22 protein-coding genes and 2 tRNA genes are annotated in these 24,633 nt (G+C 62.9%); 6 read left to right on the top strand and 18 right to left on the bottom strand.

Going from position 1 to position 24,633, the window contains the following annotated elements; translation table 11 throughout:
- Positions 1-103: 103 nt before the first annotated feature.
- The 5 genes from EJ066_RS25435 to EJ066_RS25415 all read right to left on the bottom strand — a co-directional run bounded on the left by EJ066_RS25435 (position 104) and on the right by EJ066_RS25415 (position 3,576).
- Positions 104-1,291 (bottom strand): beta-ketoacyl-ACP synthase, encoded by a 1,188-nt coding sequence (locus EJ066_RS25435; protein WP_126042698.1) that lies wholly within the window; start codon positions 1,289-1,291, stop codon positions 104-106.
- Positions 1,292-1,458: 167 nt separating this feature from the next.
- Positions 1,459-1,743 carry an acyl carrier protein gene (locus EJ066_RS25430; RefSeq protein WP_126042697.1) on the bottom strand — a complete coding sequence of 95 codons (285 nt, stop codon included), beginning with the start codon at positions 1,741-1,743 and terminating at the stop codon, positions 1,459-1,461.
- 176 nt (positions 1,744-1,919) lie between these two features.
- Positions 1,920-3,062, bottom strand: coding sequence for a slipin family protein (locus EJ066_RS25425; protein ID WP_189644362.1), 1,143 nt, complete (start codon positions 3,060-3,062; stop codon positions 1,920-1,922).
- 377 nt (positions 3,063-3,439) lie between these two features.
- Positions 3,440-3,505: transfer RNA gene (locus tag EJ066_RS25420), tRNA-Leu, on the bottom strand.
- A gap of 1 nt (position 3,506) precedes the next feature.
- A tRNA-OTHER gene (locus EJ066_RS25415) sits at positions 3,507-3,576 on the bottom strand.
- Between the two features lie 256 nt (positions 3,577-3,832).
- Here EJ066_RS25415 and EJ066_RS25410 point away from each other — a divergent pair.
- Both EJ066_RS25410 and EJ066_RS25405 read left to right on the top strand, forming a co-directional pair.
- Entirely contained in the window at positions 3,833-4,087 is a 255-nt protein-coding gene (locus tag EJ066_RS25410) for a hypothetical protein (RefSeq protein ID WP_126042696.1), read from the top strand.
- Positions 4,084-4,536 carry an SRPBCC family protein gene (locus EJ066_RS25405; RefSeq protein WP_126042695.1) on the top strand — a complete coding sequence of 151 codons (453 nt, stop codon included), beginning with the start codon at positions 4,084-4,086 and terminating at the stop codon, positions 4,534-4,536. Before EJ066_RS25410 ends, EJ066_RS25405 begins: the two co-directional genes overlap by 4 nt.
- 840 nt (positions 4,537-5,376) lie before the next feature.
- On the opposite strand, the gene EJ066_RS25400 is transcribed toward EJ066_RS25405, so the two are convergent.
- A complete protein-coding gene (locus EJ066_RS25400; protein ID WP_126042694.1) occupies positions 5,377-5,925 on the bottom strand; it encodes a histidine phosphatase family protein in 549 nt (182 codons plus the stop codon).
- 168 nt (positions 5,926-6,093) lie between these two features.
- Here EJ066_RS25400 and EJ066_RS25395 point away from each other — a divergent pair, with 168 nt between their 5' ends.
- From EJ066_RS25395 to EJ066_RS25385, 3 genes are all read left to right on the top strand, one after another.
- Positions 6,094-7,041 carry an AEC family transporter gene (locus EJ066_RS25395; RefSeq protein WP_126042693.1) on the top strand — a complete coding sequence of 316 codons (948 nt, stop codon included), beginning with the start codon at positions 6,094-6,096 and terminating at the stop codon, positions 7,039-7,041.
- A 202-nt stretch (positions 7,042-7,243) separates the two neighbouring features.
- Positions 7,244-8,701 carry an NAD-dependent succinate-semialdehyde dehydrogenase gene (locus EJ066_RS25390; protein ID WP_126042692.1) on the top strand — a complete coding sequence of 486 codons (1,458 nt, stop codon included), beginning with the start codon at positions 7,244-7,246 and terminating at the stop codon, positions 8,699-8,701.
- 6 nt (positions 8,702-8,707) lie between these two features.
- Positions 8,708-9,733: an aldose epimerase family protein gene (locus tag EJ066_RS25385; protein WP_126042691.1), complete on the top strand. Its 1,026-nt coding sequence runs from the start codon at positions 8,708-8,710 to the stop codon at positions 9,731-9,733.
- Positions 9,734-10,004: 271 nt separating this feature from the next.
- On the opposite strand, the gene EJ066_RS25380 is transcribed toward EJ066_RS25385, so the two are convergent.
- The 12 genes from EJ066_RS25380 to EJ066_RS25325 form a co-directional block, all read right to left on the bottom strand.
- A complete protein-coding gene (locus EJ066_RS25380) occupies positions 10,005-10,775 on the bottom strand; it encodes an isochorismatase family protein (RefSeq protein WP_245454977.1) in 771 nt (256 codons plus the stop codon).
- Positions 10,776-10,866: 91 nt separating this feature from the next.
- Positions 10,867-11,787: an MBL fold metallo-hydrolase gene (locus tag EJ066_RS25375; protein ID WP_126042690.1), complete on the bottom strand. Its 921-nt coding sequence runs from the start codon at positions 11,785-11,787 to the stop codon at positions 10,867-10,869.
- Entirely contained in the window at positions 11,784-12,332 is a 549-nt protein-coding gene (locus EJ066_RS25370; RefSeq protein ID WP_126042689.1) for a transporter, read from the bottom strand. The genes EJ066_RS25375 and EJ066_RS25370 overlap by 4 nt, the downstream gene beginning before the upstream one ends.
- Before the next feature lie 29 nt (positions 12,333-12,361).
- On the bottom strand, positions 12,362-13,234 hold the full coding sequence (locus EJ066_RS25365; protein ID WP_210211039.1) for an alpha/beta hydrolase: 873 nt from the start codon (positions 13,232-13,234) through the stop codon (positions 12,362-12,364).
- Between the two features lie 25 nt (positions 13,235-13,259).
- On the bottom strand, positions 13,260-14,090 hold the full coding sequence (locus EJ066_RS25360) for an alpha/beta hydrolase (RefSeq protein ID WP_189644561.1): 831 nt from the start codon (positions 14,088-14,090) through the stop codon (positions 13,260-13,262).
- Between the two features lie 146 nt (positions 14,091-14,236).
- On the bottom strand, positions 14,237-15,205 hold the full coding sequence (locus tag EJ066_RS25355) for an alpha/beta hydrolase (protein WP_126042688.1): 969 nt from the start codon (positions 15,203-15,205) through the stop codon (positions 14,237-14,239).
- A gap of 75 nt (positions 15,206-15,280) precedes the next feature.
- Entirely contained in the window at positions 15,281-18,019 is a 2,739-nt protein-coding gene (locus EJ066_RS25350) for a winged helix-turn-helix domain-containing protein (protein ID WP_126042687.1), read from the bottom strand.
- Positions 18,020-18,628: 609 nt separating this feature from the next.
- A complete protein-coding gene (locus tag EJ066_RS25345) occupies positions 18,629-19,621 on the bottom strand; it encodes a nitronate monooxygenase (protein WP_126042686.1) in 993 nt (330 codons plus the stop codon).
- 804 nt (positions 19,622-20,425) lie between these two features.
- Positions 20,426-20,776, bottom strand: a complete 351-nt coding sequence (locus tag EJ066_RS25340) for an ethanolamine utilization protein (RefSeq protein ID WP_126042685.1) — start codon at positions 20,774-20,776, stop codon at positions 20,426-20,428.
- Positions 20,777-20,796: 20 nt separating this feature from the next.
- A protein-coding gene (locus EJ066_RS25335; protein WP_126042684.1) for an IS5 family transposase occupies positions 20,797-21,560 on the bottom strand; the annotation gives its coding sequence in 2 pieces (ribosomal slippage) (positions 20,797-21,227 and positions 21,227-21,560; 765 coding nt in all).
- Between the two features lie 129 nt (positions 21,561-21,689).
- Positions 21,690-22,625, bottom strand: coding sequence for a pirin family protein (locus tag EJ066_RS25330; RefSeq protein WP_126042683.1), 936 nt, complete (start codon positions 22,623-22,625; stop codon positions 21,690-21,692).
- Positions 22,626-22,799: 174 nt separating this feature from the next.
- Entirely contained in the window at positions 22,800-23,693 is an 894-nt protein-coding gene (locus EJ066_RS25325; RefSeq protein ID WP_126042682.1) for a LysR family transcriptional regulator, read from the bottom strand.
- 154 nt (positions 23,694-23,847) lie between these two features.
- On the opposite strand from EJ066_RS25325, the gene EJ066_RS25320 reads away from it, so the two are divergent.
- Complete coding sequence (locus EJ066_RS25320; protein WP_126042681.1) at positions 23,848-24,498, top strand: hydrolase; 651 nt, start codon at positions 23,848-23,850, stop codon at positions 24,496-24,498.
- Positions 24,499-24,633 lie beyond the last annotated feature (135 nt).

Here is a 24,633-nt window from a genome sequence, read left to right as displayed (position 1 = left end):
TTCTAAGCAGGTTCCGCAAAGTGTTCCACGGTTTTGCGGCAAGAACCTGCGACAAACAAAAGAATCCAAACAGGCATTCGTGGGCCTGCCGACGAATGCCTGCTTAGGCGGCGTTGACCAACGCCATGCCCTCGAATTGGTGATAGCCGATCGCCGTTGCAAGGACAGTCCTGGGAATGCCGTTGAACGGCTTCTCGTTGGCAGCGTCAAAAACCGGGTAGGCGGCCTTGCGTTCGACAGCCAGCGCGGCCAGCGCCACGGCGAAGGGAAACTGTGCTTCCTTCATGTGGCCGGTCAGCGTCGAAAAGCCGCGTGCGGCAATCGCCGGATTGGCGTCGAGCGCCGATTTCTCGGCGGCAGTGGCGGCATGCGCGCCCGAAGCGCCTGAAATCGCCAGCAACTCGCCGTCCGGCAATGCCGCCTGCTTGAGCAGCGCGGCAATCCCGGCATCGAGCTCGCCCCGCCGCCGTTTGGCGCGTCCAGATATGACCGGCCCGAGTTCGGCATAGATCTTTCGCCCGCGGCCGATCGCGTGTTCGCGCTGTTCCAGGACGAGAAACGCGCCGCCGGATCCGGTCACCACGCCGCCGCCTTCGGCGCCCTGTCTTTGCCAGACTGGCTTCCAGGGGCCGCGATGCAGGTAGCCGGCCAGCTCATAGCCAAGCAGCATGTCGGAATGTTCGGTCTGGAAGGCGCCGCCGACCAGTATATGCGTCGACTGGCCAGAGCGGATGCGGGCGGCGGCCGTCTCGACGGCGGCGACGCCCGCACCTTCCTCGCCCATGAAGGTGCGCGACGATCCCGTCACCTTGTGGACGATCGAGATGTTGCCGGCGAGCAGGTTGGAAAGCTGCGCCAGAAACAGCGTCGGCCGCAATTCGGTGGTCAGTTTCTCGTTGAGCAGCACGTCGCGGTCGTTGCGGCTTTCGGACGCTGCGAGAATGTCGGCGTCGACTGTCTCGTCGCGCTCGCCGCCGCCGGCAGCCACCACCATGTCCATGGTCGTGCAGAGTTCGTCATTGCCCTTGATGCCGGCGTCGTCCAGCGCCATGCCGGCGGCGTAGGTGCCGAGCCTTTGCCAGGTTTCCATCTGCCGCTGGTCGCCGCGCTTGGCGATCTGCAGGTTCCAGTCGATCTCCGGCAGCGGGTGAACGGTGTAGGGCGGGAAGCGCGCGGCGTCGAGCACGGGTTCCAGGCCCGGCTGGACGAGTTTGCGCCAATGCGCATCCGGACCTTCTCCCAGCGAAGAGACGAGGCCTATGCCTGTAATGACGACGTGGTGGGGGCTCATGGGCGAGGCTTCATGGGGCGGCTGTTGTGGGTCAGGCGACTACAGCGCCGCGCATCCTCTTGGATGCGCAAAGGACGCTGTAGCATTTTTGATTTTGCGCATGATCCCCAGCGAAAATCGATTTCGATTTTCGGGGTCATGCGGCAAGGCGCGTCAAGGGCGCGCACTCACGCGGCGCTCTTGGCCGCGACCAGTGCGTCGATCTTGGCGCACAGGTTCTTCATGACGAAGTAATCGTCGGTCGAGGCCTTGCCGTCATTGACCTCTTGCGTCCACTTTTCCAGCGGCACCTTGATGCCGAATTCCTTGTCGATGGCAAAGACGATGTCGAGAAAGTCGAGGCTGTCGATGCCGAGATCGTCGATGGTGTGGCTTTCAGGGGTGATCGTGTCGATATCGATCTCACTGGTGTCGGCGATGATCTTGGCGACTTTGTCGAACGTGGTGGACAACGGCTTTTCCTTCGGGTTGCGGGCGGAATCTGTCCGCATGTGTTTGGGCGCTGTCTAATCGGTTTTTCCGGGCAGGAAAAGGCCTGATGCGCCGGGCGCAGATGGGATGGTTACTTGGCGAACGCAAGAAGGGCCGCCGGTTGGCCCGGCGGCCCTTTGCATGATGTTACTTCAGCTCAGCTCTCGCGGAGCTTGACCAGGTCGTTCAGCAGCCCGCCCGTTCCGTTGTGGACGGTCAGCCGCTCGACCTTGCCGGCGATGGTTTCCAGAGCCTCGAGCTCCTTCAGCCGCAGCATCACCGGGTTCTCGGCCATCACCTTGGCCGTGTTGAGCAGCGAACGCGTGGCGTTCGTCTCCTCACGGCGACGGATGACGTTGGCCTCGGCCTGCTTCTCGGCCGACACCACCTGGTTGAGGATCTCGCGCATCTCGCCCGGCAGGATGACATCCTTGAGGGCGATATCGCTGACCTCGATCCCGATCTCGGCCATGTCGGCACGGACCTTGCCGGCGGCTTCCTCGTCGATCGTCACCTTCTTCTCGAGGATCTGGTCGAGCGTCAGCGCGCCGAGCGTCTTGCGGAAGGCGTATTGCAGGGCGCGGTAGAGGGCTTCGGAGAAGTCCTTCACCGCGCTCACCGCCTGAACCGGGTCGACGACACGGTATTCGGCGGCGATGTTGACGCGGATCGTGACACGATCCTTGGTCAGCACTTCCTGCCCGGCGACGTCGAGCGACTGGCGCTTGAGGTCGACGACCTTGATCTGCACCATGCGCCCGACGTTCCAGAACCCATGCACGCCCGCCGTCAGCGTCCGCACAAGGGCGCCGTCGACGAAGAGCAGTCCGGCCTGCCCATCCACGACCGGATGGACGGACATCAGCTCCGCCTTTCGGGCCTGGCCGAGCCGGCGCATCACAGCCGGATCGATCGCGAGATCGGTGGCGGTGTCGATCACCGTCACCGTCCACGGCCCGGCGTCCGTCCACAGGACGAGCTTGCGGTCCGGCGCCAGAACGGCATGGAGGCTGCCGTCACGCTCGATGACGGCGACTTCCGTGCGCCCGGTGCGAACGACGGTGAAATGACGCGCGGCCACATCCGGGAGCTTGTCGAACAACGCCTTCTCGTACGCCGAAACAAATTCCGGGTTCTTCAGATCATGCCGCGACACGTCAAGGCTCTGGCGCCGGTTGGCGAGCCAATGCTCGCCCGGCACCAGAACAGCCTTGATCTCGCCCTTGTAGAGCGTGATGGCACGTTCGTTTTCCTTTACGAGGACGCGCTCGCGCCCAAGAACCTTATCGAGAACAGTCATTGTCATTACTCCTGTCGGGCATGGCCCCATGCGAGGCGTCAAGTCATGCGTCGATCATCCTTTCGCTTCTCGTTTCACGTCGTCTCTCACGTCACGTTCCGGGCACGAATGATCCGGGGACCGGTGGCATCCGCCCATGGCGGGCCTTCGGGAGCGGATCGCGAGGCAGCAAAGCGGGCGCCGGAGGCCTTGACCTCCCTTGCCGGCGATGCTGCGCCTTGATCGTCACCGCGGGCCTGGCCGCGAGCCGATGGCGAAAAACCCTTCGATCCGGCCCGCGCCCACAGGTTTGGGTCGTCCGTCAGGTCTTTCGCATTCCAGTCCCCGGACCGTTTTTCAGATAACACCACCTGAAGGTGCTGGCTTTCGAGGCCAAATGGAGAAGGATTTGAACCTTCGACAATCAGACCCTAAATCTGACGCTCTACCAAACTGAGCTATCCGTGGTGGGTGGAAGGAATTGAACCTCCGGCCTCCGGACCCAAGTCCGGCGCTCTTCCGCTGAGCTACACCCCAATCCCAATCTCCGAAACGGCGCCGTACACAGGACGGTAATGCCGCCTGCGCGGGCGGAGGCAAAAAGCTCCAACCGTTGTGCTCGCTTCGGTTTTCGTGACCGGGATCGCGCCTATAGCCGCTGCGACCGGTTGTCGCAAGCGGCATTGTCGTGGCGGAATCGCGGCTTCCTTCCGCGGTGGTATTTCGGCAACACACATGCCTGCCATCGGCGAGCGGTTGTTTGTACCAATGTACCATGGTAGAACCTATTTATGACCATAGAACGCGTGCAGACCGGGGTGCGCCTGGAAAAACGATTGGTGAAGGTGCTCAAGGCCTTGGCCGAGCATCGCGACATGAGCCTGGGTGACCTCATCGAGGGCATCGTGCTGCACGCCTTCGAAGGCCGGACGCCGTTTTCCCCCGCGACCCTGGAAACAATCAGCCAATTGAAGCGGATCTACGGGCTGGAGCTTGGCGCGGCGGACAGCCACCGTCTGGCGGAAACCGGCGGGGAGGGCGGATGACGAACCATCTCGAGCGCAGCCACGGCATCGTGCTTTCGGGGCCGGTCGACCGCGTCTTTGCGCTGTTCACGCCGATTGGAGAGACGCTGTGGGTGGACGGCTGGAACCCGGAGTTTCTGCATCCGCAGGACGGGGAGACGCGTCAGGGCATGGTCTTCCGGACCGCCCACGGTGACGAGACCACGCTCTGGGCCTGCACGGACTGGGATCCCGTGGCGCATCGTGTTCGCTATGTCCGGGTTACGCCGGATTCGCGCTTCGGATTTGTCGAAGTGGCCTGCCAGCCGACCGCTGACGGAGGCACGGAGGCGTCGATTGCCTACACGTTCACGGCCCTGAACGCGGCAGGACAATCGTATCTGTCCGAGCTGACGGAGGATGCGTTCGTGCACTTGATCGAGGGGTGGAAGCTCCGTATCGACGCATGGCTGCTAGCGGTGAAAATCTAACGCTAGGTAACGGGTGGTTAGCCGTCATCCGCATTGGCTGGAACGAGCCAGGTGCGCCAGAACAGGGCAATCCGCTATCGGATGCTTTCCCGTGTTGCGAACGCGAACGTCCGTTCAGCGAAGCGAGCTGTGCGACCGAATTTGTCACAGCTGCGCGCCTTGCCGATGTCGATTCCGGCAACGACGCGCAGTATTTTTCTTAACGCGGGAGAAATAGAGAGACATCGACACGAGGCGCGAAAAAGCAACGCCAATACAGATTATTGGTTACGGCGTAGGTATTCTCGCAGATATGGTATTGGCCGTCTGGGGATTCCTGTACACGGTCCCGTGGGATGGTGAAATTATGCGGTAAATAAGTGTAACCACCGTCTATCCTGGACTGCACTGAAGACCGAGGTATGGCGCGGCAATCAGAACCACCGCAACACTTGAATTTCGTCTGTGGGTCAACCCTGTCTTTGTACCAATCATGGGCGTTAGCGGATGTTGCTGCGGCGATACACATTGCCGTGAAGATGAACCTTCGCATGGCATTCCTCAAGTATTTGGCAGGCGCTGCTCGTTCGAGCCTCCTTGTATATTAGCGTTCCATTAAAAATACCATTGGCCTCCAACTGACGAACGCAGCTCCAGCAAGCGACGCTCGCAACGGAAAGACCGCATTGGGTCACGGCTTCCCCTCTCCGAAGGAATGGCAGAGAAGGGTCGAAACCGGTATTCCGCTCAGGCAGCAAGCGCTAGACTTTCACCACTAGCGAACGCTTTAACCGGCTCCAGCGCGGACTAAGGTGTATTGAGATTCAGGTCAGGCCGGCATCACCTGAATATCAACACACCTTAGAAAGTGACGCGGCCGAGCACGCGCAGGCTGTCGCCTTGCGGCTCGACGATCACGGCTTCGCCTTCGCGCGGCGAGATGCCGGTGAGGGCCATGATGTTCTCCAGATGAGTGACCATGACCAGATTGTCGGAGCCGGAATAACCGCGGATCTCGTCCATGACCGCGGCGAGCTGGGCGGCTTTCTCGCCCGCCTCGGTTTTCAGCAGGTCAAGCGGGGGGAAGGGCTCCGCGTCGCTTTCGAAAGCTATGCGGGCGGTGTCCATGCAGCGGCAGTAGCGGCTGGACAGCACACGCTCGATTGGTGCCGCGCGGGCGCCGAACAGCGCGCCGATCTTGCGCGCCTGCTGCTTGCCGCGCGTCGAGAGATTGACCTGGGTCGCGCATTTTTCGATGTCGAAATTCGCCGGATCGGTGGTGCCGGTGACCATGGCATGGCGAAGCAGCACCACATGTCCGCCGTCGCGCAACAGCGCCCAGCCGGCTTCCGTCGCATGGGCCGCGGCGGGAACGACGAGCAGCAATAGCGCCAGTACAAATCGAAGCATCAGACGTCCTTTTCCGGTGACCGGCAGGTGGGTAGCCGGTGACCGCATATAGGGAGGCAAAGCCGGCTGAAAGACAAGGCATGACCAGGCCTGGCCGTTTTGCGAGGACAGACCGCTCCGCAAGGCGGGCGATTGCGCTGCGATCCCGGCTCGCCTATCAGGGGAAAAATGTCTCCACTCATCGAAACGGTCCTTTTTGTCTTCGGCCTCGTCGCGCTCGGCTATCTGGCCGGGCTCACCGGCTATCTCAGGGCCGAGGCGGGCGAGGCCATCGCCGAGTTCGCCGTCGGGGTGGCGATGCCGCTGCTTCTGTTCCGCACCATGGTCAACGCCGATTTCCATGGCTCCGCGCCCTGGTTGTTCTGGAGTGCCTATTTCGCGGCGGCGGCAGTCACGTGGGCCGCAGGCCATCTGGTCATCACGCGGGTGTTCGGGCGCGATGCGCGTGCGGGGGTCGTCGGCGGCGTGTCGTCGGCTTTTTCCAATCTCGTCCTGCTCGGCATCCCATTCGTCCTCGGCACATTCGGGCCAAGTGGATTCGAAGTGCTGTCGCTGCTGATCTCCGTGCATCTGCCGACGATGATCATGGCGTCGATCATCCTGTTTGAAATTTTTGGCCGCCGTGACGAGCACGTGCATCCGCTCCGCGTCATCCGGAGCTTCTTTCAAAAAATGTTCTCCAATCCGCTGATCATCGGCATCATGGCCGGATGGGTATGGCGTATCGCCGACCTGCCGCTGCCGGCACTGGCCGTGCGGCTGGTCGATGCGTTGGCCAACATCGCCGGACCGGTCGCGTTGTTCGCCATGGGGCTTGGCCTGTGCCGTTTCGGCATCTCCGGCAACGTGCGGCCGGCTCTGGCGCTGTCGGCGCTGAAGCTGCTGCTGATGCCGGCCGTCGCACTCGGCCTGGTCTGGCTGTTTGGCCTGCCGCCGCTGTCGGCGAAGGTGGCGGTCGTGGCGGCCGCGCTGCCATCCGGCGTCAATTCCTACCTGATTGCCACGCAGTTCGGAACCGGCCAGGCGCTGGCATCGAACCAGATGACCATCGCCACCGCCTGCGCGGTCGTCACCACGGCCTTCTGGCTGACGGTGGTCGTCCATGTCTTCGGATAGCAACGTGTTCGGACAGCAACTGGGGCGCAGGTTGCTCTCGCCTTGGCTGGCCCAAACCCTATATGCCATCTTGCGATTGATTGCGGGGCTTGCCCTAGGTAAAGAGCAGTGGCTCCAGGCGTGCCGGCATCGATGCCAGTGCGCACGCCCACCAAAGAAATCCAGATACCGGCCCGTCAGTGCGCCGAACGGAGGCTAGACCATGCTTCAGAAAACCAGCCATTTCATGCGCCAGGCCAATCTCATCAACGGCGAGTGGGTGCAGGCCGACAGTGGCCAGACGGTCGACGTCAACAATCCGGCCACCGGCCTCAAGATCGGCACCGTGCCGAAGTCGGGCAAGGTCGAGACGCGCCGCGCCATCGAAGCCGCCGACGCCGCCTTCAAGACATGGCGCAAGACCACCGCGCTCGAGCGTTCGAAGCTGTTGCGCAAACTGCATGACGCGATGATGGACAATCAGGACGTGCTGGCCGAGCTGCTGACGATCGAGCAGGGCAAGTCGCTGTTCGAATCGAAGGGCGAGATCGGCTCGGCCGCGTCCTACATATTGTGGTTCGCCGAGGAAGGCCGCCGCACCTATGGCGATGTCGTGCCGTCGCCCTGGGCGGACCGCCGCATCCTGGTGACCAAGGAGCCGGTCGGCGTCATCGCCGCCATCACGCCTTGGAATTTCCCGTCCTCGATGCTGGCCCGCAAACTTGGCCCGGCGCTTGCCGCAGGCTGCACGGCGGTCGTCAAACCGGCGTCGCAGACGCCTTATTCCGGCCTCGCCTGGGGCGCGCTCGCCGAGGAGGTCGGCTTCCCCAAGGGCGTCATCAACATCCTGACGGGTGCGGCCGGCGAGATCGGCGACGAGATCTGCGCCAACCCGCTGGTCAAGAAGATCACCTTCACCGGCTCGACCGAGGTCGGCAAGATCCTGATCCAGAAGTCGTCGACGACCGTCAAGAAAGTGTCGATGGAGCTTGGCGGCAACGCGCCGTTCCTGGTCTTCGACGACGCCGACATCGAACGTGCCGTCGCCGGTGCGATCACGGCCAAATACCGCAATTCCGGCCAGACCTGCGTCTGCACCAACCGCTTCCTGGTTCAGGCTGGCGTCTACGACAAGTTCGTCGAAAAGCTCGCCGCCGCCAGCAACGGGCTGAAGGTCGGTTCCGGCCTCGAGGACGGCGTGCAGCAGGGGCCGCTGATCGACGAGAAGGCGGTGGAAAAGGTCGAGGAACTGATCGCCGACGCCACCGACAAGGGCGGCAAGGTGGTCGCCGGCGGCAAGCGCCATGCGCTCGGCGGTTCGTTCTTCCAGCCGACGGTGATCGCCGATGCGACGCCGAAGATGCGCTTCATGAAGGAAGAGATCTTTGGCCCGGTAGCACCCGTGTTCAAGTTCGAGACCGAAGAGGAAGCCGTCGCTCTTGCCAACGACACCGAATTCGGCCTCGCCTGCTATTTCTACACCGGCGATCTCGGCCGCGCCTTCCGGGTCATGGAAGGGCTGAAATACGGCATGGTCGGGGTCAATGAGGGGCTCATCACCACGCCTGAGGCGCCGTTCGGCGGCGTCAAGGAATCGGGCCTCGGCAAGGAAGGCGGACATCAGGGCATCGAGGACTATCTGGATACCAAGTATGTCTGCATCGGCGGCCTCGGCCTCTGATTAGCGATGAAGGACGGGGAGGTCTTCGGCACGACGCAAGCGGGCGAAGCTGTCCGCCGCTTCGCTATCCGTGGCGGCGGCCTCACCGCCAACATCATCGGGCTGGGCGCCATCATCCAGGATCTGCGCCTGGCCGGGCACGATGCGCCGCTGGTGCTCGGCTATGACAGTTTCGAAGCCTATGAAACGGACACGGCCTTCTTCGGCGCCGTCATCGGACGCTATGCCAACCGCATTCGCGATGGCCGCTTCACCATCGCCGGCCAGCGCCACCAGACCGAGCGCAACTTCCTCGAAAAGCACACGCTGCATGGCGGCTCGCAAGGCTTTTTTCACCGGCCGTGGGAGGTTTCGCTGCATGGCAAGGACTTTGTCACGCTGACCTTGCATGATCCCGACGGCACGATGGGTTTTCCAGGCGCGCTCGACGTGACCTGCACCTACCGGCTGAAAATCCCCGGCACGCTCAGCGTCGAGCTGACCGCGACCTGCGAGGAACCGACGCTGTGCAACCTCACCCAGCATTCCTATTTCAACCTGGATGACGGCGGCGCCGGCGATATCCTCGATCACCGGCTGATGCTGAACGCCGGCGCCTACCTTCCAGTCGATGGCGACCTGATCCCGACCGGCGTCGTCAAGCCGGTCGACGGCACGCCCTTCGATTTCCGCCAGGCGCGGCCGTTGCGCATGGAGAACGAGGGCGAGCAGTTCCCCTACGACGAGAATTTCTGCCTTGCCTCGGGGCGCGGGCCGCTCAGGCAGGCATCCTGGGCGCAAGGGGCCAATTCCGGCGTCGAGATGGAGCTCTGGACCACGGAGCCGGGCGTCCAACTCTATACCGGCCAGTATCTGGCGCCGCCTTCGCCGGGCCTCGAGGGACGCCGTTACAAGGCTTTTTCCGGCTTCTGCCTGGAGCCGCAGGTCTGGCCGGACGCGCCGAACCGGCCGTATTTCCCGCAGGCCACGCTGTGGCCTGGCCAGATCTATCATCATGTCACGGAATACCGGTTCCGATTGCCTGGCGCATGAGCCCGATTTTGCTGCGCTGACGTCGGTTCGGAAGGGATCATGCCCGCCGTCCGTGTCGCTGAAAGCGACGCCCACACTTCAGATTCTGAACGGCGGCTCTGCGCCTCATCTCGGCCGTTGAGATCAGTTTTGGTGCTTCCTGGAAGCAGACGATGGCGGCGAGTAGGCTTGAGATCTTGAACACGCCAGAAGCGATCGTGCGAGACCCAGTTCGCAGAACCGGCCGCGTCGAGCGACGCGACCGGATTCGTCCTTGTATTCAGCCCGTTACTCACTCGGCCGCAGCAGCAACTTCCTTCACCTTGGCGTAGCTTTCGATGACCGCTGCATAGTTCGGTGCAACCAGTGCATAGAGCTTTGCGAGTTCGGCCGCCTCCGGTCTGTCCCAGGTCCGGTGCGCCTCCGACAGAACGGCGTTGGTTGTGGTGGGAACAACGCCTGCCTGCGCAAACCTTGCGACCGTCGTCCGCGAGACCATGTCGCTCGGATCGCCAGAGGCGTCGATGACAGCGTATACGTCATAGCCTGCAGCCTTGGCATCCAGCGCGGGGAACATCACGCAAACACTGGTCCAGACACCGGCCATGATTAGGGTCTTGCGCCTCGTAGCCTTTACCGCCGCCACGAAGTCCTCGTTGTCCCAGGCGTTGACCTCGCCCTTCCGTGGGACATAGACCGCGTGCGGTGCAAGTTCGTGGATCGCGGGCATCAGGGGACCGTTGGGGCCTGCCGGTTCGGATGCGGTGGTGATCACCGGGATGTCGAGCAGCTTGGCCAGCCGGGCAAGCATTTCCACATTGCGTCGCAGATCTGCAATTTCGATGTCCTGCACCGTCTGGAATAGTCCGGACTGATGGTCGAGCAGCAGGATCGCCACGTCGGAAATGTCGAAGAGTGCTTTACCGCCGCCGGTGGGCAGAACACTCGCCTTGGGTTCCCTGGGTTCGAGCGCCTGTGCGTGGGCAAGTACCGATCCCGATCCGGACAGGATTGCTGCGACCAGACACAGGGATCTTAGGGCCTTCTGGATGGATGTCATCATGATGCGACCTTTCTTTGTTTGGAGGTTGGTGTTCCGTCAGCGGCCGTTTCTGTGTCCGCTTTCGTCTGTCATGGGGCTCGCGGCCGTGGGCTTAAGTGTCCGCGACGAAACGAAACGCGTTCCCCGCCCGCTCGACCCGGCCCAGGCCGGGATAGGCGAAATGGTAGCCGAGCAGCCGGAAGCGATCGGCTGCCGACTGGTCGACGAAGCGCTTGCGGGTGGCGATCGCGGCCTGCTTGTCGGTGTCGTTGCCGAAGCGCCAGGTCGGATGCTCGAACGAGACGATCTCGTTCGTGACCACGTCGCCGGTCACGACCAGCGTTTCCGGTCCGCTAACGGCATAGGAGAAATGTCCCGGCGTATGTCCCGGCGTGGCGATCGCATGAACTCCCGGTGCGACCTCATCGCCATCCTTGATGGTCACGACGCGCTCGCGGATCGCACCGAGGTCCCGCTGCGAGCCGTCCGCGAAAGCATGCAGCGCTTTGGGCATCGCCGTCGCATAGTCGGGAGCCATCCAGAAATCCCACTCGGGGGCGCCGATATAGTACGCTGCGTTCGGGAAACGCGGCTTGCCGTCAGCTCCCAGCATGCCCCAGAGATGGTCGGGGTGCGCGTGCGTCAGCAGCACTTTCGTGACCGCCAACGGATCGTGCCCGGAGGACAACACTGCGCCTTCGAGCTGTCCTTCCGTCGGCTGGAACTTGCCGCCTCCGCCGAGATCGACAAGGATCAGCTCACTCCCGGTTTCGATCAGGGGGACGTTGCATCTCGCGTCGATTGCGCCGCCGCTGCCGCCCAGCCTCTTCTCAATGTCCACCCATTCGGCCGGCATCGCATCCGGCGCAACGATATCCGCTGGCAGTTTGAAATGCCCGTCACTCAAGACGGTGATATCGAAGGAGCCGTGACGGAATCGGTGGAGGGCCGCGGCGGTTGCGCGTCGCGGCGAAAGCGAGCCGCCGACAAACGCGGCGGCGCTGGCAAGAAAGGTGCGCCGATCAAGTTTCATGGTTCAATCTCCCCTATCTCGAGTTGCCTGGCGGCTGCGGCAAGCAGCGCAGCGACCCCGGCAGATGGCGGCCAGGTGCCGTCGCCGAGGATAAGCAGGCCGTCTCCCGCGCCATTGGGAAGGATGTCTAGCAGGCTCGGCAGAACGGCGACGGGCTTGCCCGCCCGCAGGAACTGGGCGACCAGCGCCCCGGCCGAGTTGCGATCGGGATCGCGCCAGAGTGCGCCCGGCTCGCCGACGCAGAAGCCGCCGTGAAAATCCTCTTCAAACAGCTCGCCAAACTTGAGCGTATTGGCGAGATCGTCACGGGCGCCGCGGTCGGCCTGGAACCGCCTTGCCAGCGCGTCGGCGTCGGCTTCCGCTTCCCGTCGCGTGAAAGGTGTCGGCCAGGGGTGGCCGCCGCACATCGATGCGACAAGCACCTCGGCGCCCGCATCCTGAAGCGCGTAGTAGACCCCCAGGAACTGCTCGAGCCCGATGTTGCCGGCTTCCGAGGACGAACTGAGCATAACGGCTATGCGAAGCGGCGCGCCCGTGGACGTCATTTTTTGTGCCAAACTCGGCCTCCTGACAATCACTCGACACCGGCCAATGCCACCCGGACCGGCAAACGCGCGCCGATCCATCCCAGCACGTCGGCGATCACCTCCTCGCGGCCGAGATCGTTCAGCAGGTCGTGGAAGTGGCCCGGATAGAGATTCAGTGTCTTGTCGGCGGAGCCGGCGGTGTCGAAGAACAACTGGCTGCCGGTCGGCTTCGTCGCCTTGTCGGCCGTGCCGTGCAGGATCAGGACCGGCAGCGTGATCAGCGGAAAGTCGTGCTTCAGCCGCTCGTCGGCGCGAACCAGCGCGGCGACCGTGCTCGTCGGCTGTACCTCGTTGTCGATCAACGGATCGCTGTTCATCGAAGCCACGACCGCCGGATCGCGCGAAAAGTCCTCGTTATTCAGCCGCAGCACATGGAGATGCGGCGCGATGTGGCTGAGACCCTTGACGACCGCGAGAGCGAAATCGGGAGCGTAGACCTGGAACGCAAAGCTCTCACATATGAACCCGGCAAGCTCGGCCTGATAGTCCAGCGCATAAGTGGCGGAGACGACGCCGCCTGCACTGTGGCCCAGCAGGAAGACAGGCAAGCCCGGTTCCCGCTGCTTGGCAAACTGGATCAGCATCGAGAGATCGTCGACATATTCGTCGACGCTCTCGATGAAGAACCGATCGCCGTCGGACTTCCCCCGACCGCGCAGGTCGAGGGCGTAGACGGCGTGGCCGGCGGCGGCCATCTGCTCGGCGGCCCAGAAGTACTGACCGCTGTGCGAGTTCACGCCGTGACAGATCGCCACGACCGCGCTCGGGCGAGACGCGGGACGCCAGCAGCGGACGAAGATCCTTGGGCCGTCCGCGCGCTCCAGATATTCCTCCGCCATCGCGGTCGTTGTCGAAGTCATGGCAAGTCTCCTCTTTCGCTTGCAGTCAGCTCTTGATGAAGGCGAGCAGATCCGCGTTGACGACGTCGGGGTGCGTCGTGCACAGGCCGTGCGGAAGCCCTGCATAGGTCTTCAGCGTCCCCTTCCTGAGAAGCTTGGCGGACAGCGGAGCGGAGTCGGCGTAAGGGACGATCTGATCGTCGTCGCCGTGCATGACCAGCACCGGGATGTCGATCTTCTTCAGATCCTCGGTGAAGTCGGTCTCGGAAAAGGCCTTGATGCAGTCGTAATGCGCCTTGGCGCCGCCCATCATGCCCTGCCGCCACCAGTTGTCGATGACGCCTTGCGATACTTTAGTGCCTTCGCGGTTGAAGCCGTAGAAGGGCCCGGACGGCACGTCGTAGTAGAATTGCGCGCGGTTAGCGACGAGCGCGGCCCGAAACCCGTCGAACACCTCGATCGGCAGGCCGCCCGGGTTCTTGTCCGACTTCACCATGATCGGCGGCACGGCGCCGATCAGCACCGCCTTCGCAACGCGGCCCGGTCTGGCGCGGGCGACATAATGAGCGACCTCACCGCCGCCCGTCGAATGGCCGATATGGACGGCGTTCTTCAGGTCGAGCGCCTCGGCGAGCTCGGCGACGTCGGCCGCGTAGGTGTCCATCTCGTTGCCGATATCGGTCTGTGTCGATCGGCCGTGGCCGCGGCGGTCATGCGCGATGACCCGGTAGCCGTTGTGCAGAAAGAACAGCATCTGGTTGTCCCAGTCGTCGGCGCTGAGCGGCCAGCCGTGGTGAAAGACGATCGGCTGCGCGTTCTTCGAACCCCAGTTCTTGTAAAAAATCTCGGTGCCGTCCTTCGTGGTGATGAAGCCCATGGTCTGTCCTCCTTCGCTGGCTCGACTGTTGGATTCGGCGGAAATCGCCTGCGCGACGTATGTCGGCAGAAGTGGCACCGCTCCGGCGGTAATGCCTGCTACGAGCATCTCGCGGCGGGTGAGTTGGAATGGATGCAGGGTAGCGCTCACGGCTGTGACTCCTCGCCAAGGAAACGAGTGACCTCGTCGCCGAACTCGCGCGGGTACTGGAAAAGGAAACCGTGACCGGAGTCTGGATAGATGACCAGTCGCGCATTCGGGATCGCCTGCGCCAGGGCGTAGGACTGGAAGGTCGGAATCATGATGTCCTCGATGCCGTTCGCTACCAGCACCGGCTGGCGGATCGCCCCGACACGGTTGAGAAGCGACGTTTCCGGCCTCCCGACGTCGCTTCCGGCGGAGAGCATCGCCTTCCAGGTCTTCTCGCTTACCAGTTTCGCAAACGCATCCTTGCGTTCCCGCAGTCGGGCGAGATGGGCGCGTCCGGCCGCTTGGCTGGTCTGCGTGTCCTTGAAGAACAGGTAAAGGAAATCCTCGTCCGTGTTGGCCGGTTTGGTGGCGACCTCGATCGCCTTGGGATTGAGGTTTGCGCCCTCGACATAGCCCGCGCCGCTACCGGCGATGACGAGCCTGCGGACGAGATCAGGACGCTGGAGCGTCAGTTCCTGCGCGACCAAACCGCCGAAGGAGAAACCCAGCAGATCGACCTGCTTGAAGCCAATTCCATCGATGAAGGCTCCCGCATTCTTTGCCCAATGGGTCATGCGGAGAGGGGCCTCCCCGCCGGAGCGGGCCACGCCGGCATTGTCGAATATGACGACGCATCGGCTTGCCGCGACATGATCGAGGAATGCCGGGTCCCACTCGTCCATAGTCCCGCGAAAGCGGTTGAGGAGAACCAGCGGCGTTCCGGACGGCGTCCCGAGCGTCCGGTAAGCGTAGGCGACGCCGCCGACGTCCAGCGTCCGCGTCTCCACGCAGGCAGCGCTACACGAGGCAGCCTGGCTCTGCTCCGCCGCGGCTGCCGGATCGGCCGCCCCCGAGGCGATCAGTGCAGTGCCGGCCAGACTGGCCACGACCGCCCGACGCAAGGATGTGCTACACTTGGAGGTCATCGCTCTTCCCTCTGCGCACTTTGTTCGATGACGAGACAGTCGCGCAGTGGAGCGGTGTGAACCAGTTAATCGTTGCTAAACGGCGCTAGCCAACGTGCTTAGCGCCGCCAGACTTGCGGCCGAACGCGCTTCCAGAGCCAACGCGCCCTGATCTCGCGCCATTTTGATTGATTGCTCGAAGAGCAGACGGGCGTCCGCGAGGCGCGAACCCTGTCCCGCCAGGATCTCGCCTTTCTGGCGCAACAGTTCCGGGCAATACCAAGCCTCGCCGGTCGATGCGCATCGCGCCAGAGCGCCGTCCAGCAGCGCCACTGCTTCCGACTGCTGACCAAGTACGGCCAGCCCGGAGGCGAAGATCGACTGGAAGACCGTGTGGTAGAGATAGAACCCGGCATGATCGAGCCGGCCGAGAGCTTCGCGAACGAGGGTGGTGCCCGCCGCGGCATCGCCGGTCCGGATCAGGATGTCGCCCTCGAAACACTCGGCATAAGCGTGCCAGACGTCGAGCGCGTGGTCCCTCGTGCGCCGATGCAGCATGTCTGTGTAGCGCTCGGCCCGTGCGAGATCGCCTGCCATCAGCGACACCGGACAGGCGGCGTCTGACAGGGCGTGGCACAGTGTGAGATTGTGGCCGGCGGCCAGCGCGGCCTTGACCATGTCGTCGATCTCGCGGAGAGCCTCTTCGCCCTTGCCGCGCAACCACCGCACGCGCGCCAGCGTGATCCGCGCGGTGATGCGCTGATCGTATTGAAAGCGCGCCAGATGCGATCCGTTCGACGGTGAGCGATAAGCATCCAGCATGCGCCGCACATGGCTTTCCGCGGCTGGCTGATCGCCAAGCAGATGCAGCGCCCTTGCCTTCATCCTCTCGCCGATCAGCCGGTCCGAGACGTCGGCCGAACGCTCAGACAGCGCGCAGAACTCTTCTGCCCTTTCGAGCGCGCCACGCGGTTCGCCACCGTTCGTCCGATCTACCCACAACGCCCAGAGGGCACGCAGCTGGAAATCGATGTCATCAACCTTTCGGGCGATCTCAAGCACGCGCGTCCAGGCTTGCGCGCCACCGGGACGGCCCGAAACCGCGCGCATGTGCGGAAAGCCAAGCGCCGCGTGCAACCGCATCAGGTGTTGCTCATGGGCGTCGGTCTGCTGTTCGAGGCAATCCAGCGCCTGCCTTACCCGCAACAGGCATTCGTCGACCCGTGACAGGTGATACCAAAGCGGAATCGCCGCGACCGTCATCGCGACGCCGGCCGCCGAGTCGCCGCCCGGCGAGAAGCACCAGTCGAGCGCGGCCCTGAGATTGCCGACGTCGCGGGCGAAGCCGTCCGGCCAGCTGGCGTCCTGCTCGGCCTGCCACTGCGGCGCGGCGCGTTCGAGCAGGCTCCGGTAGTGGACTGCGTGGCGGCGCGAAGCGTCTTCCCGCGACACGGCGACCGAAAATTTCTCGGCTGCGTAGGCGCGAGTCATGTCAAGCAGGCGATAGCGCACCGGATAGGCATTGCGATCAACGACCACGAGCGACTTCGCGGCAAGGTCAATGATGCACTCTTCGACGTCGCCGCCACTTTCACCCGACACCACTGCGCGCGCCGCCGCCAACGTAAAATCCTGATTGAACACCGAAAGCTGCGCGAGAGCGGCCTGCTGTGCCGGGGAAAGCAGGGAAAAGCTCCACTCCATCGTCGCGCGAAGCGTCTGGTGGCGTGGCAGAGCCGTGCGTCGTCCACGCGTCAGGATGTCGAAGTTAGACCGCAGCGATTCCGCAACGCCGGCAATGCCGAACGTATCAACGCGCCCCGCAGCCAGTTCGATAGCGAGCACGATGCCGTCGAGGCGGCGGCAGATATCGGCCACGACCGGGGCGTCGGCGTCGCTCAGAGCATAGCCTCCAAGGCTTGCCGAAGCGCGCTCGACGAAAAGCTGGACCGCAGCAAAATCCAGTGCCCTTGCCGCATCCAGCTTCTCGTCCGGTCCCGGGCAGTCCAGCGGCGGCAAGCGCAGAACCCATTCGGGCGCGACCCGAAGCGGCTCCCTGCTGGTCGCCAGGATCGTCACGTGCCGCGTCCTGGTGATCAGTTCCTCGGCGATCGCCGCGACATCGTCGATGAGGTGCTCGCAGCAGTCGAGGACGAGGAGCATCGAGCGATGACTAAGCTTGTTCACCAGCTCAGCGAGCGGATCGGTCGAGGCGAGCACTAAGCCCGCTGCGGTGGCGATCAGCTCGGTGATCAGCGCTCCATTGGCAATCCCGGAGAAATCGACGAACGCTGTGCCGTCCGAATAACCATCATGCAGGCGTTGAGCAAGAGCGAGCGCTACTGTCGTCTTTCCAATGCCTCCCGGACCGACGAGGGTGAGCAGCCTTTGCTCGGGCAGCTGCCCCTCGAGCTGATCGAGAAACGCCTCTCTCCCGATGATGCGGCTGGCCAGCCGGGGTAGCGGCAGTCGGGCTATCGCGGGTTGCTGGCCATCGGCCCGCGTCGGCGACTCCTTGCGCGTGACCGGCGCCACGAAGCTGTAGCCGCGATTTGGAATGTTCGAGATATATTGCTGCGCCTCGGGGCCTTCGCCGAGAATCTTGCGGAGCGACGTGATGTGGACGCGCAGGTTGTTTTCCTCGACGAACATGTTTTGCCAGACCTGGGAGACGAGATCGTCTTTGGAAACGATCTCTCCGGCGCGCGACGCCAGAACGATGAGGATATCCAGTGCGCGGCTGCCAATCCGCAGTCTTTCGTCGCCCCGCATAAGCAGGCGCTCGGCCGGCACCAGCGTAAACGAACCAAAGGAGAGTGCGGCGCCCGGTGTCATTCCAAACCTAGTGGGTGCAACGAAGTTTCAGATTTCCACGAGAAGCAGGTCTGTGTGAAGCTATACCTTGGATTCAAGACTTGCACGCCTCGGTTCTAACGTTCGCTTCGGCCCCCGATTCTGACGGTCGGCAACGCGCCAATGTCGGGCGTTGGCACGGTCCGGTTCCTCCACCAAAAGCGGACATCGTCGGTGTCCAGGCCATAAGCTAGTTTGCGCCATGAACGGTCTTTCAATTCTTGCGATTGATTGGCTGCTTTGACCGAATTAGCCGACCTCTGTGCCAGTCGCACTGTTCGACATAACAGTTCGAATCTCTTGCGGCGCGCCAAACTTACGAACCAATTGATTTTGAAAGTGTATTCGGACCATGCGTCTGAACAAAAGAGAGAACTGTTTGGAGAGCCGTTCGCCGTCCGCTTAAGGCAGCGCGGCGTTGCCGTTTTGAACGCGAAGGTTTGACCCTGAACTGCCATACCTCGGCAATGGTCGACAATCTGCAACAGGTGGGGAGCGGACGTCCGGCACCGCACCGATAGCAAAGCCCTTGACCAAAAAGCCTCCTTGTCGCGGTATTCGGGAAAGCGGAAGCCGAAATGCCGTTTGACGCTATGTCCTCGACCGGACTATGCGCTGCGGGCCTTCCCCGAGAGCCCGCTCTGCTTGTGCAACCATGTCGTCCAAGATGCGGGCAGCGGGCCGTACATCTAGAATCAACCCCGCGGCCTCGCCCATGAAGACGCCAGTGTTGTCCGCGTCTCCCGAACGAAATGCGCTCCAATAGCGCTCATTCTCATCAGCATTGATCGCGGGCTCGGCAAGGACGTCCTCGCGTCCATGCCAAGAAGTAACAAAGCGGTTCCTGAGCGCTCGACCGCTGAATTCGCCAGGCCATTCATAGTTGCGTACGATGTCGACCACGGCTGTCTTGATTGTCGAGTCACCGTCGGCGGCAACGATCGCTTGCTGAAATCCCGGCGGCGCCGCCGCTTCGGAGCTGGCGATCAGTCTCGAGCCGATCAGCACGCCGTCGGCGCCTAAAATTAGGGCTGCCGCGAGTCCCCGGCCGTCGGCGATGCCGCCCGCTGCGACAAGAAGTGTGTCCGGTGCCGCATCGGCGAGAAGGTCAGCGACTTCGGGCACAAGAGTAAGCGTTGAACGGCTCCCGCCATGGCCACCGGCCTCACCGCCCTGCGCGACGATTACATCCGCACCAGCGTCGACGGCCTCCCGCGCATGTGCCATCGATTGCACCTGACAGATCATTGGCACTCCGGATTGCTTGATCCGCGCGGCGAACGGAGCGGGCGATCCAAAGGACAACATGAGCGCCGCCGGTGACCTGGCCAAGACCTGATCCAGCAGTTCCGGCTTCTTCTCAAGCGACCAACTGATGAAGCCGCACCCCACACGAACATTGCCTGCTACGGCAAACTCGCGATCCAGCCAGTCGCCATCGCCATAGCCGCCGCCGATCAAACCGAGGCCGCCGGCATGCGATACGGCCGCCGCCAGCTTTCCACCGGCCAGAAGGCCCATTGGGGCCGAGATGATCGGATGTTCAATGCCGAGCCGTTCTGTCAGACGCGTTCGCAAAGGCATCCGTTCGCCTCCTCAGTTCCCCATTCCATAAAAAAGGACTATACGGGAACTGGGCTGAGATTCCCATTTTCCGGTTTTGGCGTGCTCGTGCTGCAATTCCGGAGGGCCCGCTAAGGTCGGATCGCGACGCTCGCGAAGCTGACTGCCACTGTCGGGAAGTGGCGCTTCTGTCTGGTTCGGCCCGCCTTCGACACCACAGCGAGCCTGCCAGTCCGATCCAAGCTGATCGCTAGCGGTCGTTTGGGTCTCGTAGGCTTTGTTGTTGGCAGGGGTGGTCATCAGGTCGCCATTCATCCGGGCAATTCATCTCAAAATGACCGTCGCCGGCCACATATCGCATTGGGGGCGGAAATCAGTTAAGTTTTACAAGGAGATGAAAGTTCTCAGGCTCATCTTCTTTGGCGCCAATTCTGTCATTTCCACCACGCCAAGAGCGAGTAAGGGGCGAAAAGCGTGGTAACGGTGAAAGTTCGAATCGCTTACAGTCCAATGACGTATTCTGGCCCAAGGCGGAGCTCACGCGTCGGCGTTGGATGGCAGCTTTGCGCCCGCCGTTCAGTTTGCCGTGGCGGCATCCGAACCTTGCCGCCCGTTATCACTGCCGTCGCTGCCTCAACGACAGCAGCTTCCAGACGGGCGCGAGGTGTTCGTGGACGGCGGATTTGCACAACTTTCAGCCTGCGCGCGCGAGGCGTCGCTGGGACAAAGTGGAGAGGTCTCGCGCCAGATCCACACAGGCCTCAGCGCCTACTCGGTTGAGCATGATCGGCGTGTACGTCGAGCCTGCGGCGTCGCCCGGAGGACTTACCCCCGTGCCTCCCGCCAGTGGGGATAGGTGACATAGGCGGTGACCGCGCCTTGCTCGTGCGAGCAGATCGTGACGTTCTGGCCTTTGGGCATATGGAAGATCTCGCCTGGCCCTGCGGTGACGCTGCCTGCCTTTCCGGATACCGACAGTCGCCCCTCGAGGACGACCATCACATCATCGACGGCCATTGTCTCCTCGAGTGTCTGGTTCGGCCCATAGCGCCCGTACCCGATGGTGATCGGGGAGGCATGGCGCTGGTCGACCAGATTGCCCACAAACACCTCGCCGTCCTGTCCCGGGGAACGCTCCAGCGCTGCGTCGGTGATGGTGAACTTGCGAACCTTCATGGGAATTGCTCCTTCTAGGGTCAGGACTCATTGATCCAAAAGATGAATGCTGCGGCGAAGGCAATGGCTGACAGGAAGGTGTGAGCGCATCGGTCGTAGCGGGTGTGGATGCGACGCCAGTCCTTGAGCCGGGCGAACATGTTCTCGATCTTGTGGCGCTGTCGGTAGAGGATTGGATCGTATACGTGCTTTGTGCGGTGTTTGGCATGAGGAGGAATGCACGGCGTGATGCCTCGATCTGCCAGCGCCTGCCGGAAGGCAGCGGAACTGTAGGCCCTGTCGGCGAGCAGGAAGCTGGCGTGCGGTAGCTGCTCGAGAACTGCGGCAGCAGTCTTGTGATCGTTGGCCTGTCCCTCGCTCAGATAGAGTAGCAGCGGCCGCCCCTTGCCGTGGCAAACCACCTGCAGTTTGGTGGTCAGCCCGCCCCGGCTGCGTCCGATACATCGGGGTAGAGCCCCTTTTTGAGCAGGCTCGCCGCCGTTCGATGCGCCTTGAGATGAGTGGCATCGATCATCAGCCTCTCGGTACCGCCACCTTGCGCGGCTAGCTCGGCCAAGATGCGGTTGAACACGCCCAGCCGGCTCCAGCGGATGAAGCGGTTGTAGATGGTCTTGTGCGGACCGTAGCCGGCAGGGGCATCTCGCCAGCGCAATCCATTGCGGATCACAAACAGGATGCCGCTCAGCACCCGCCGGTCGTCCACGCGTGGAACCCCATGCGAAAGCGGGAAATAGGGCTCAATCCGGCGCATCTGCTCCGGGGTCAACATCAGCAAATCAGTCAAGGTGGCATCCTCCTGCCACCTTGAATCATCACCCAGCCGACAACTCAACCAATTAATGGGTCCTGAGCCTAGCTGGTGTGCCGTCCTCGACCGCCCGAGCCGTGTCCGGGATCACCTTATCAGCGCCGGTCAGTCCGGAAGAGGAATGTGCTCATCCCGGTCATCGACCGGGAGATCGAAGCGCCCCTTGCCCCAGTTCTGCGCGCGCCATTCGGCCTTGGCCTCTTCGATGCGCTCCTGCGAAGACGCGACGAAGTTCCACCAGATGTAGCGCGGCCCCGGAAGGGTCGCGCCGCCGAGAATCATCAGGCGCGCGCCTCTGTCGCCGGCCGCGACCGTGATCCTGTCGCCGGGACGGAAGACCATCATCCGACCTGCCTCGAACTCCTGGCCGGCGATCGAGATCGAGCCTTCGACGATGTAGATGGCCCTGTCCTCGTGATCGTCCGGCATGGGCAGCCGGCTTCCCGACTCGAGTTTCACGTCGGCGTAGAACGTCTCGGAGAACATCGTCGCGGGCGCGACCTTGCCGTAGGCGTTTCCAAGAATGAGCCGAACCGAGACGCTCGTGTCCTCGATCATCGGCAGGGCCTTCTTGCCGTGATGTTCGAAGGTGGGCGCCATATCCTCATGGGTGTCGGGCAGGGCCAGCCATGTCTGGATCCCGAACAGACTGTTCGGACCGCTCCGGGCAGCCGCGGAGGTGCGCTCCGAATGGGTAACGCCACGCCCGGCGACCATCCAGTTCAGCGCGCCAGGGCGTATTATCTGGTCGGCGCCGGTGCTGTCGCGGTGATGGAAGTCGCCGCGATAAAGGTACGTGACGGTGCCCAGCCCGATATGCGGGTGCGGACGGACATCGACGCCTTGCCCGGTCAATAGTTCGGCGGGGCCCGCCTGGTCGAAGAAGATGAACGGCCCGACCATCTGCCGCTTCGGTGCTGGCAGGGCGCGCCGGACCTCGAAGCCGCCGAGGTCGCGGGAACGGGGAACGATGAGGGTTTCGATCGCGTCGATTCCGACCTCATCGGGGCAGCCCGGTTCGATTGCCGGGTTCCAACTCATGCGCGCCATCCTCTCTTGGGCTTCCGGAATGTCTAAACTGGCGCGCGACCGTCTACCGAACTAGCCCCGTAATATGTCAAGCTGTGTTGCAGCAAGTGGAACGTGCGGGCCATGTCGCCGAATAGTGCCACCGTCGAACACGGTTCCTTGACAATGCTTTGAACCGTTCGCGTTCTAGCCGTCGGAACCCCAAAGTTCCGGGTTCCGTTTGAAATACTCGGCCAGCATTTCGGTGAGCACCCGCACTTTCCGCGTGGGATGCTGACCCGGCGGGCGGACAACATAGGCGGCCCCTGGAGGGACCGGATAGCGTGTCATGATCGGGACCAGCGCGCCGGAGGCCACATATTCATATGTGATGCAATCGGGGAGCCAGGCGATGCCGAGACCTGCCGCTGCCGCAGCGGCAAGCGCCGTGGCGCTGTCGGCCTTGAACTTGCCCTGCGGCTGAACCGTGACGATCTTGCTACCATCCATGAACTGCCAGGCTTCCGTTCCCTGCATGAGGGCCTGATGGGTGACGAGTTCGTCCAGAGTCGCTGGTGACCCGTGCACCTCGATATAATCGGGGCTTGCGACAAGCTTTCCATGGATCGGCCCGACGCGCTTCGCGATCAGGTTGGAGTCATGAAGGTAGGCGCCCCGGATCGCGCAATCGAAACCCTCGGCGATCAGGTCGACGAAGCGATCGCTGTAGGAGGTATGAATGTGGAGCTGCGGGTGCTGGCGCGCCATTTCCGCGAGCACGGGGGCGAAGTGGGTCGGGCCGAAAGTAAGCGGCATGGCAACCCTCAGGCGGCCACGAAGGTCGCCGGTCGGGAGGATCGTTTCCCTGGCGGTGTCGATCTCGGCGCTGGCTCTGGCCGCATGATCCCTGAACGTGATTCCCGCTTCGGTGAGCGCGGCGCCACGAGTCGTTCGTGCGAGAAGCTGGACGCCAAGCTCCGCTTCAACTCGGAAGAGCCGACGACTGACGATCGACTTGGAAACGCCGAGCCGGCGCGCGGCGGCCGAAACGCCCCCGGCATCGGCCACTGCGACGAATGTCTGTAGATCTTCGATGTCCAATTCGGCGTTCCTCGTTTCGCGACACAGCTTGCCTGACTATGGCACTACCGCATCACCAAAAGGAACAGCAAATTGCGCCCAGGCAACGTCGCCCGCTGGCGCATGTCTCCCGTGAACCCATCGCCGTCCATAGCGGCAGAGAAAGGAAGTCTTGATGACCCCTCGTAACGGCCTCGATTCGCTTCTTCGCCCCGAAGATTCGGTCCTCGTTCTGATCGATCACCAACCTTATCAACTCGCGAACCTGAACAGCCATGATCCGCAAGCTGTGGTCAACAGCACGACCGCGCTGGCGAAGCTGGCTAAGGCGTTCGAAGTCCCAACCATTCTCACCAGCGTAATCGCGGGCCGTGGCGGTCTTCTTTTCAAGCAGATCACCGACGTATTTCCGGACCAGGAAGTCATCGATCGCACCTGGGTGAACACCTGGCAGGACGAGAATGTGGTGAACCTCGTCAAGGCGACCGGCCGCAAGCAACTGATCATCGCCGGCCTGTGGACCGAGGTCTGCGTCGCAATGCCTGTGATCCAGGCCGCCGGCGAGGGCTGGGACGTGACCGTGGTCACCGACGCGTCGGGCGGGATTTCGAAGGAGTCTCACGAAGTTGCCATCCAGCGAATGATCGCGGCCGGTGCGAACGTGATGACCGTGATGGCGCTCGCTGGCGAATGGCAACGCGATTGGGCGCGCACCGGGCATGTCGAGGCGCTGACCGAGATTCTCATCCAGCACTTCGCCGGCAGCGGCATCGCGTATCTTTGGGAGCAGCAGCTTCTCAACACGCCGGCGCCGCGCGAAGGCTGATCCGGGCCGGGATGGCGACCATTTCGGTGAGTGTCGGGATCGATCCATTTGCCGGCCCTCGCCATCCTCGCCCTTCCGGTTTCAATCTTCGTGGTCGTGAAGCTCGTGGTTCCCGGCGGCTATGCGCTCGGAGCC

The sequence above is a fragment of the Mesorhizobium sp. M9A.F.Ca.ET.002.03.1.2 genome, from assembly GCF_003952365.1.
GTDB lineage: Bacteria > Pseudomonadota > Alphaproteobacteria > Rhizobiales > Rhizobiaceae > Mesorhizobium.
Note: the sequence above shows the minus strand (reverse complement) of the source record. Positions and strands in the feature narration are given on the sequence as shown.

Bases quoted from the DNA above. Each gene is read 5' to 3' on its own strand.
- EJ066_RS25435 (WP_126042698.1), bottom strand. From the start codon at position 1,291: ATGAGCCCCCACCACGTCGTCATTACAGGCATAGGCCTCGTCTCTTCG.
- EJ066_RS25425 (WP_189644362.1), bottom strand. From the start codon at position 3,062: ATGACTGTTCTCGATAAGGTTCTTGGGCGCGAGCGCGTCCTCGTAAAG.
- EJ066_RS25410 (WP_126042696.1), top strand. From the start codon at position 3,833: ATGACCATAGAACGCGTGCAGACCGGGGTGCGCCTGGAAAAACGATTG.
- EJ066_RS25405 (WP_126042695.1), top strand. From the start codon at position 4,084: ATGACGAACCATCTCGAGCGCAGCCACGGCATCGTGCTTTCGGGGCCG.
- EJ066_RS25400 (WP_126042694.1), bottom strand. From the start codon at position 5,925: ATGCTTCGATTTGTACTGGCGCTATTGCTGCTCGTCGTTCCCGCCGCG.
- EJ066_RS25395 (WP_126042693.1), top strand. From the start codon at position 6,094: ATGTCTCCACTCATCGAAACGGTCCTTTTTGTCTTCGGCCTCGTCGCG.
- EJ066_RS25390 (WP_126042692.1), top strand. From the start codon at position 7,244: ATGCTTCAGAAAACCAGCCATTTCATGCGCCAGGCCAATCTCATCAAC.
- EJ066_RS25385 (WP_126042691.1), top strand. From the start codon at position 8,708: ATGAAGGACGGGGAGGTCTTCGGCACGACGCAAGCGGGCGAAGCTGTC.
- EJ066_RS25380 (WP_245454977.1), bottom strand. From the start codon at position 10,775: ATGATGACATCCATCCAGAAGGCCCTAAGATCCCTGTGTCTGGTCGCA.
- EJ066_RS25375 (WP_126042690.1), bottom strand. From the start codon at position 11,787: ATGAAACTTGATCGGCGCACCTTTCTTGCCAGCGCCGCCGCGTTTGTC.
- EJ066_RS25370 (WP_126042689.1), bottom strand. From the start codon at position 12,332: ATGACGTCCACGGGCGCGCCGCTTCGCATAGCCGTTATGCTCAGTTCG.
- EJ066_RS25365 (WP_210211039.1), bottom strand. From the start codon at position 13,234: ATGACTTCGACAACGACCGCGATGGCGGAGGAATATCTGGAGCGCGCG.
- EJ066_RS25360 (WP_189644561.1), bottom strand. From the start codon at position 14,090: ATGGGCTTCATCACCACGAAGGACGGCACCGAGATTTTTTACAAGAAC.
- EJ066_RS25355 (WP_126042688.1), bottom strand. From the start codon at position 15,205: ATGACCTCCAAGTGTAGCACATCCTTGCGTCGGGCGGTCGTGGCCAGT.
- EJ066_RS25350 (WP_126042687.1), bottom strand. From the start codon at position 18,019: ATGACACCGGGCGCCGCACTCTCCTTTGGTTCGTTTACGCTGGTGCCG.
- EJ066_RS25345 (WP_126042686.1), bottom strand. From the start codon at position 19,621: ATGCCTTTGCGAACGCGTCTGACAGAACGGCTCGGCATTGAACATCCG.
- EJ066_RS25340 (WP_126042685.1), bottom strand. From the start codon at position 20,776: ATGAAGGTTCGCAAGTTCACCATCACCGACGCAGCGCTGGAGCGTTCC.
- EJ066_RS25330 (WP_126042683.1), bottom strand. From the start codon at position 22,625: ATGAGTTGGAACCCGGCAATCGAACCGGGCTGCCCCGATGAGGTCGGA.
- EJ066_RS25320 (WP_126042681.1), top strand. From the start codon at position 23,848: ATGACCCCTCGTAACGGCCTCGATTCGCTTCTTCGCCCCGAAGATTCG.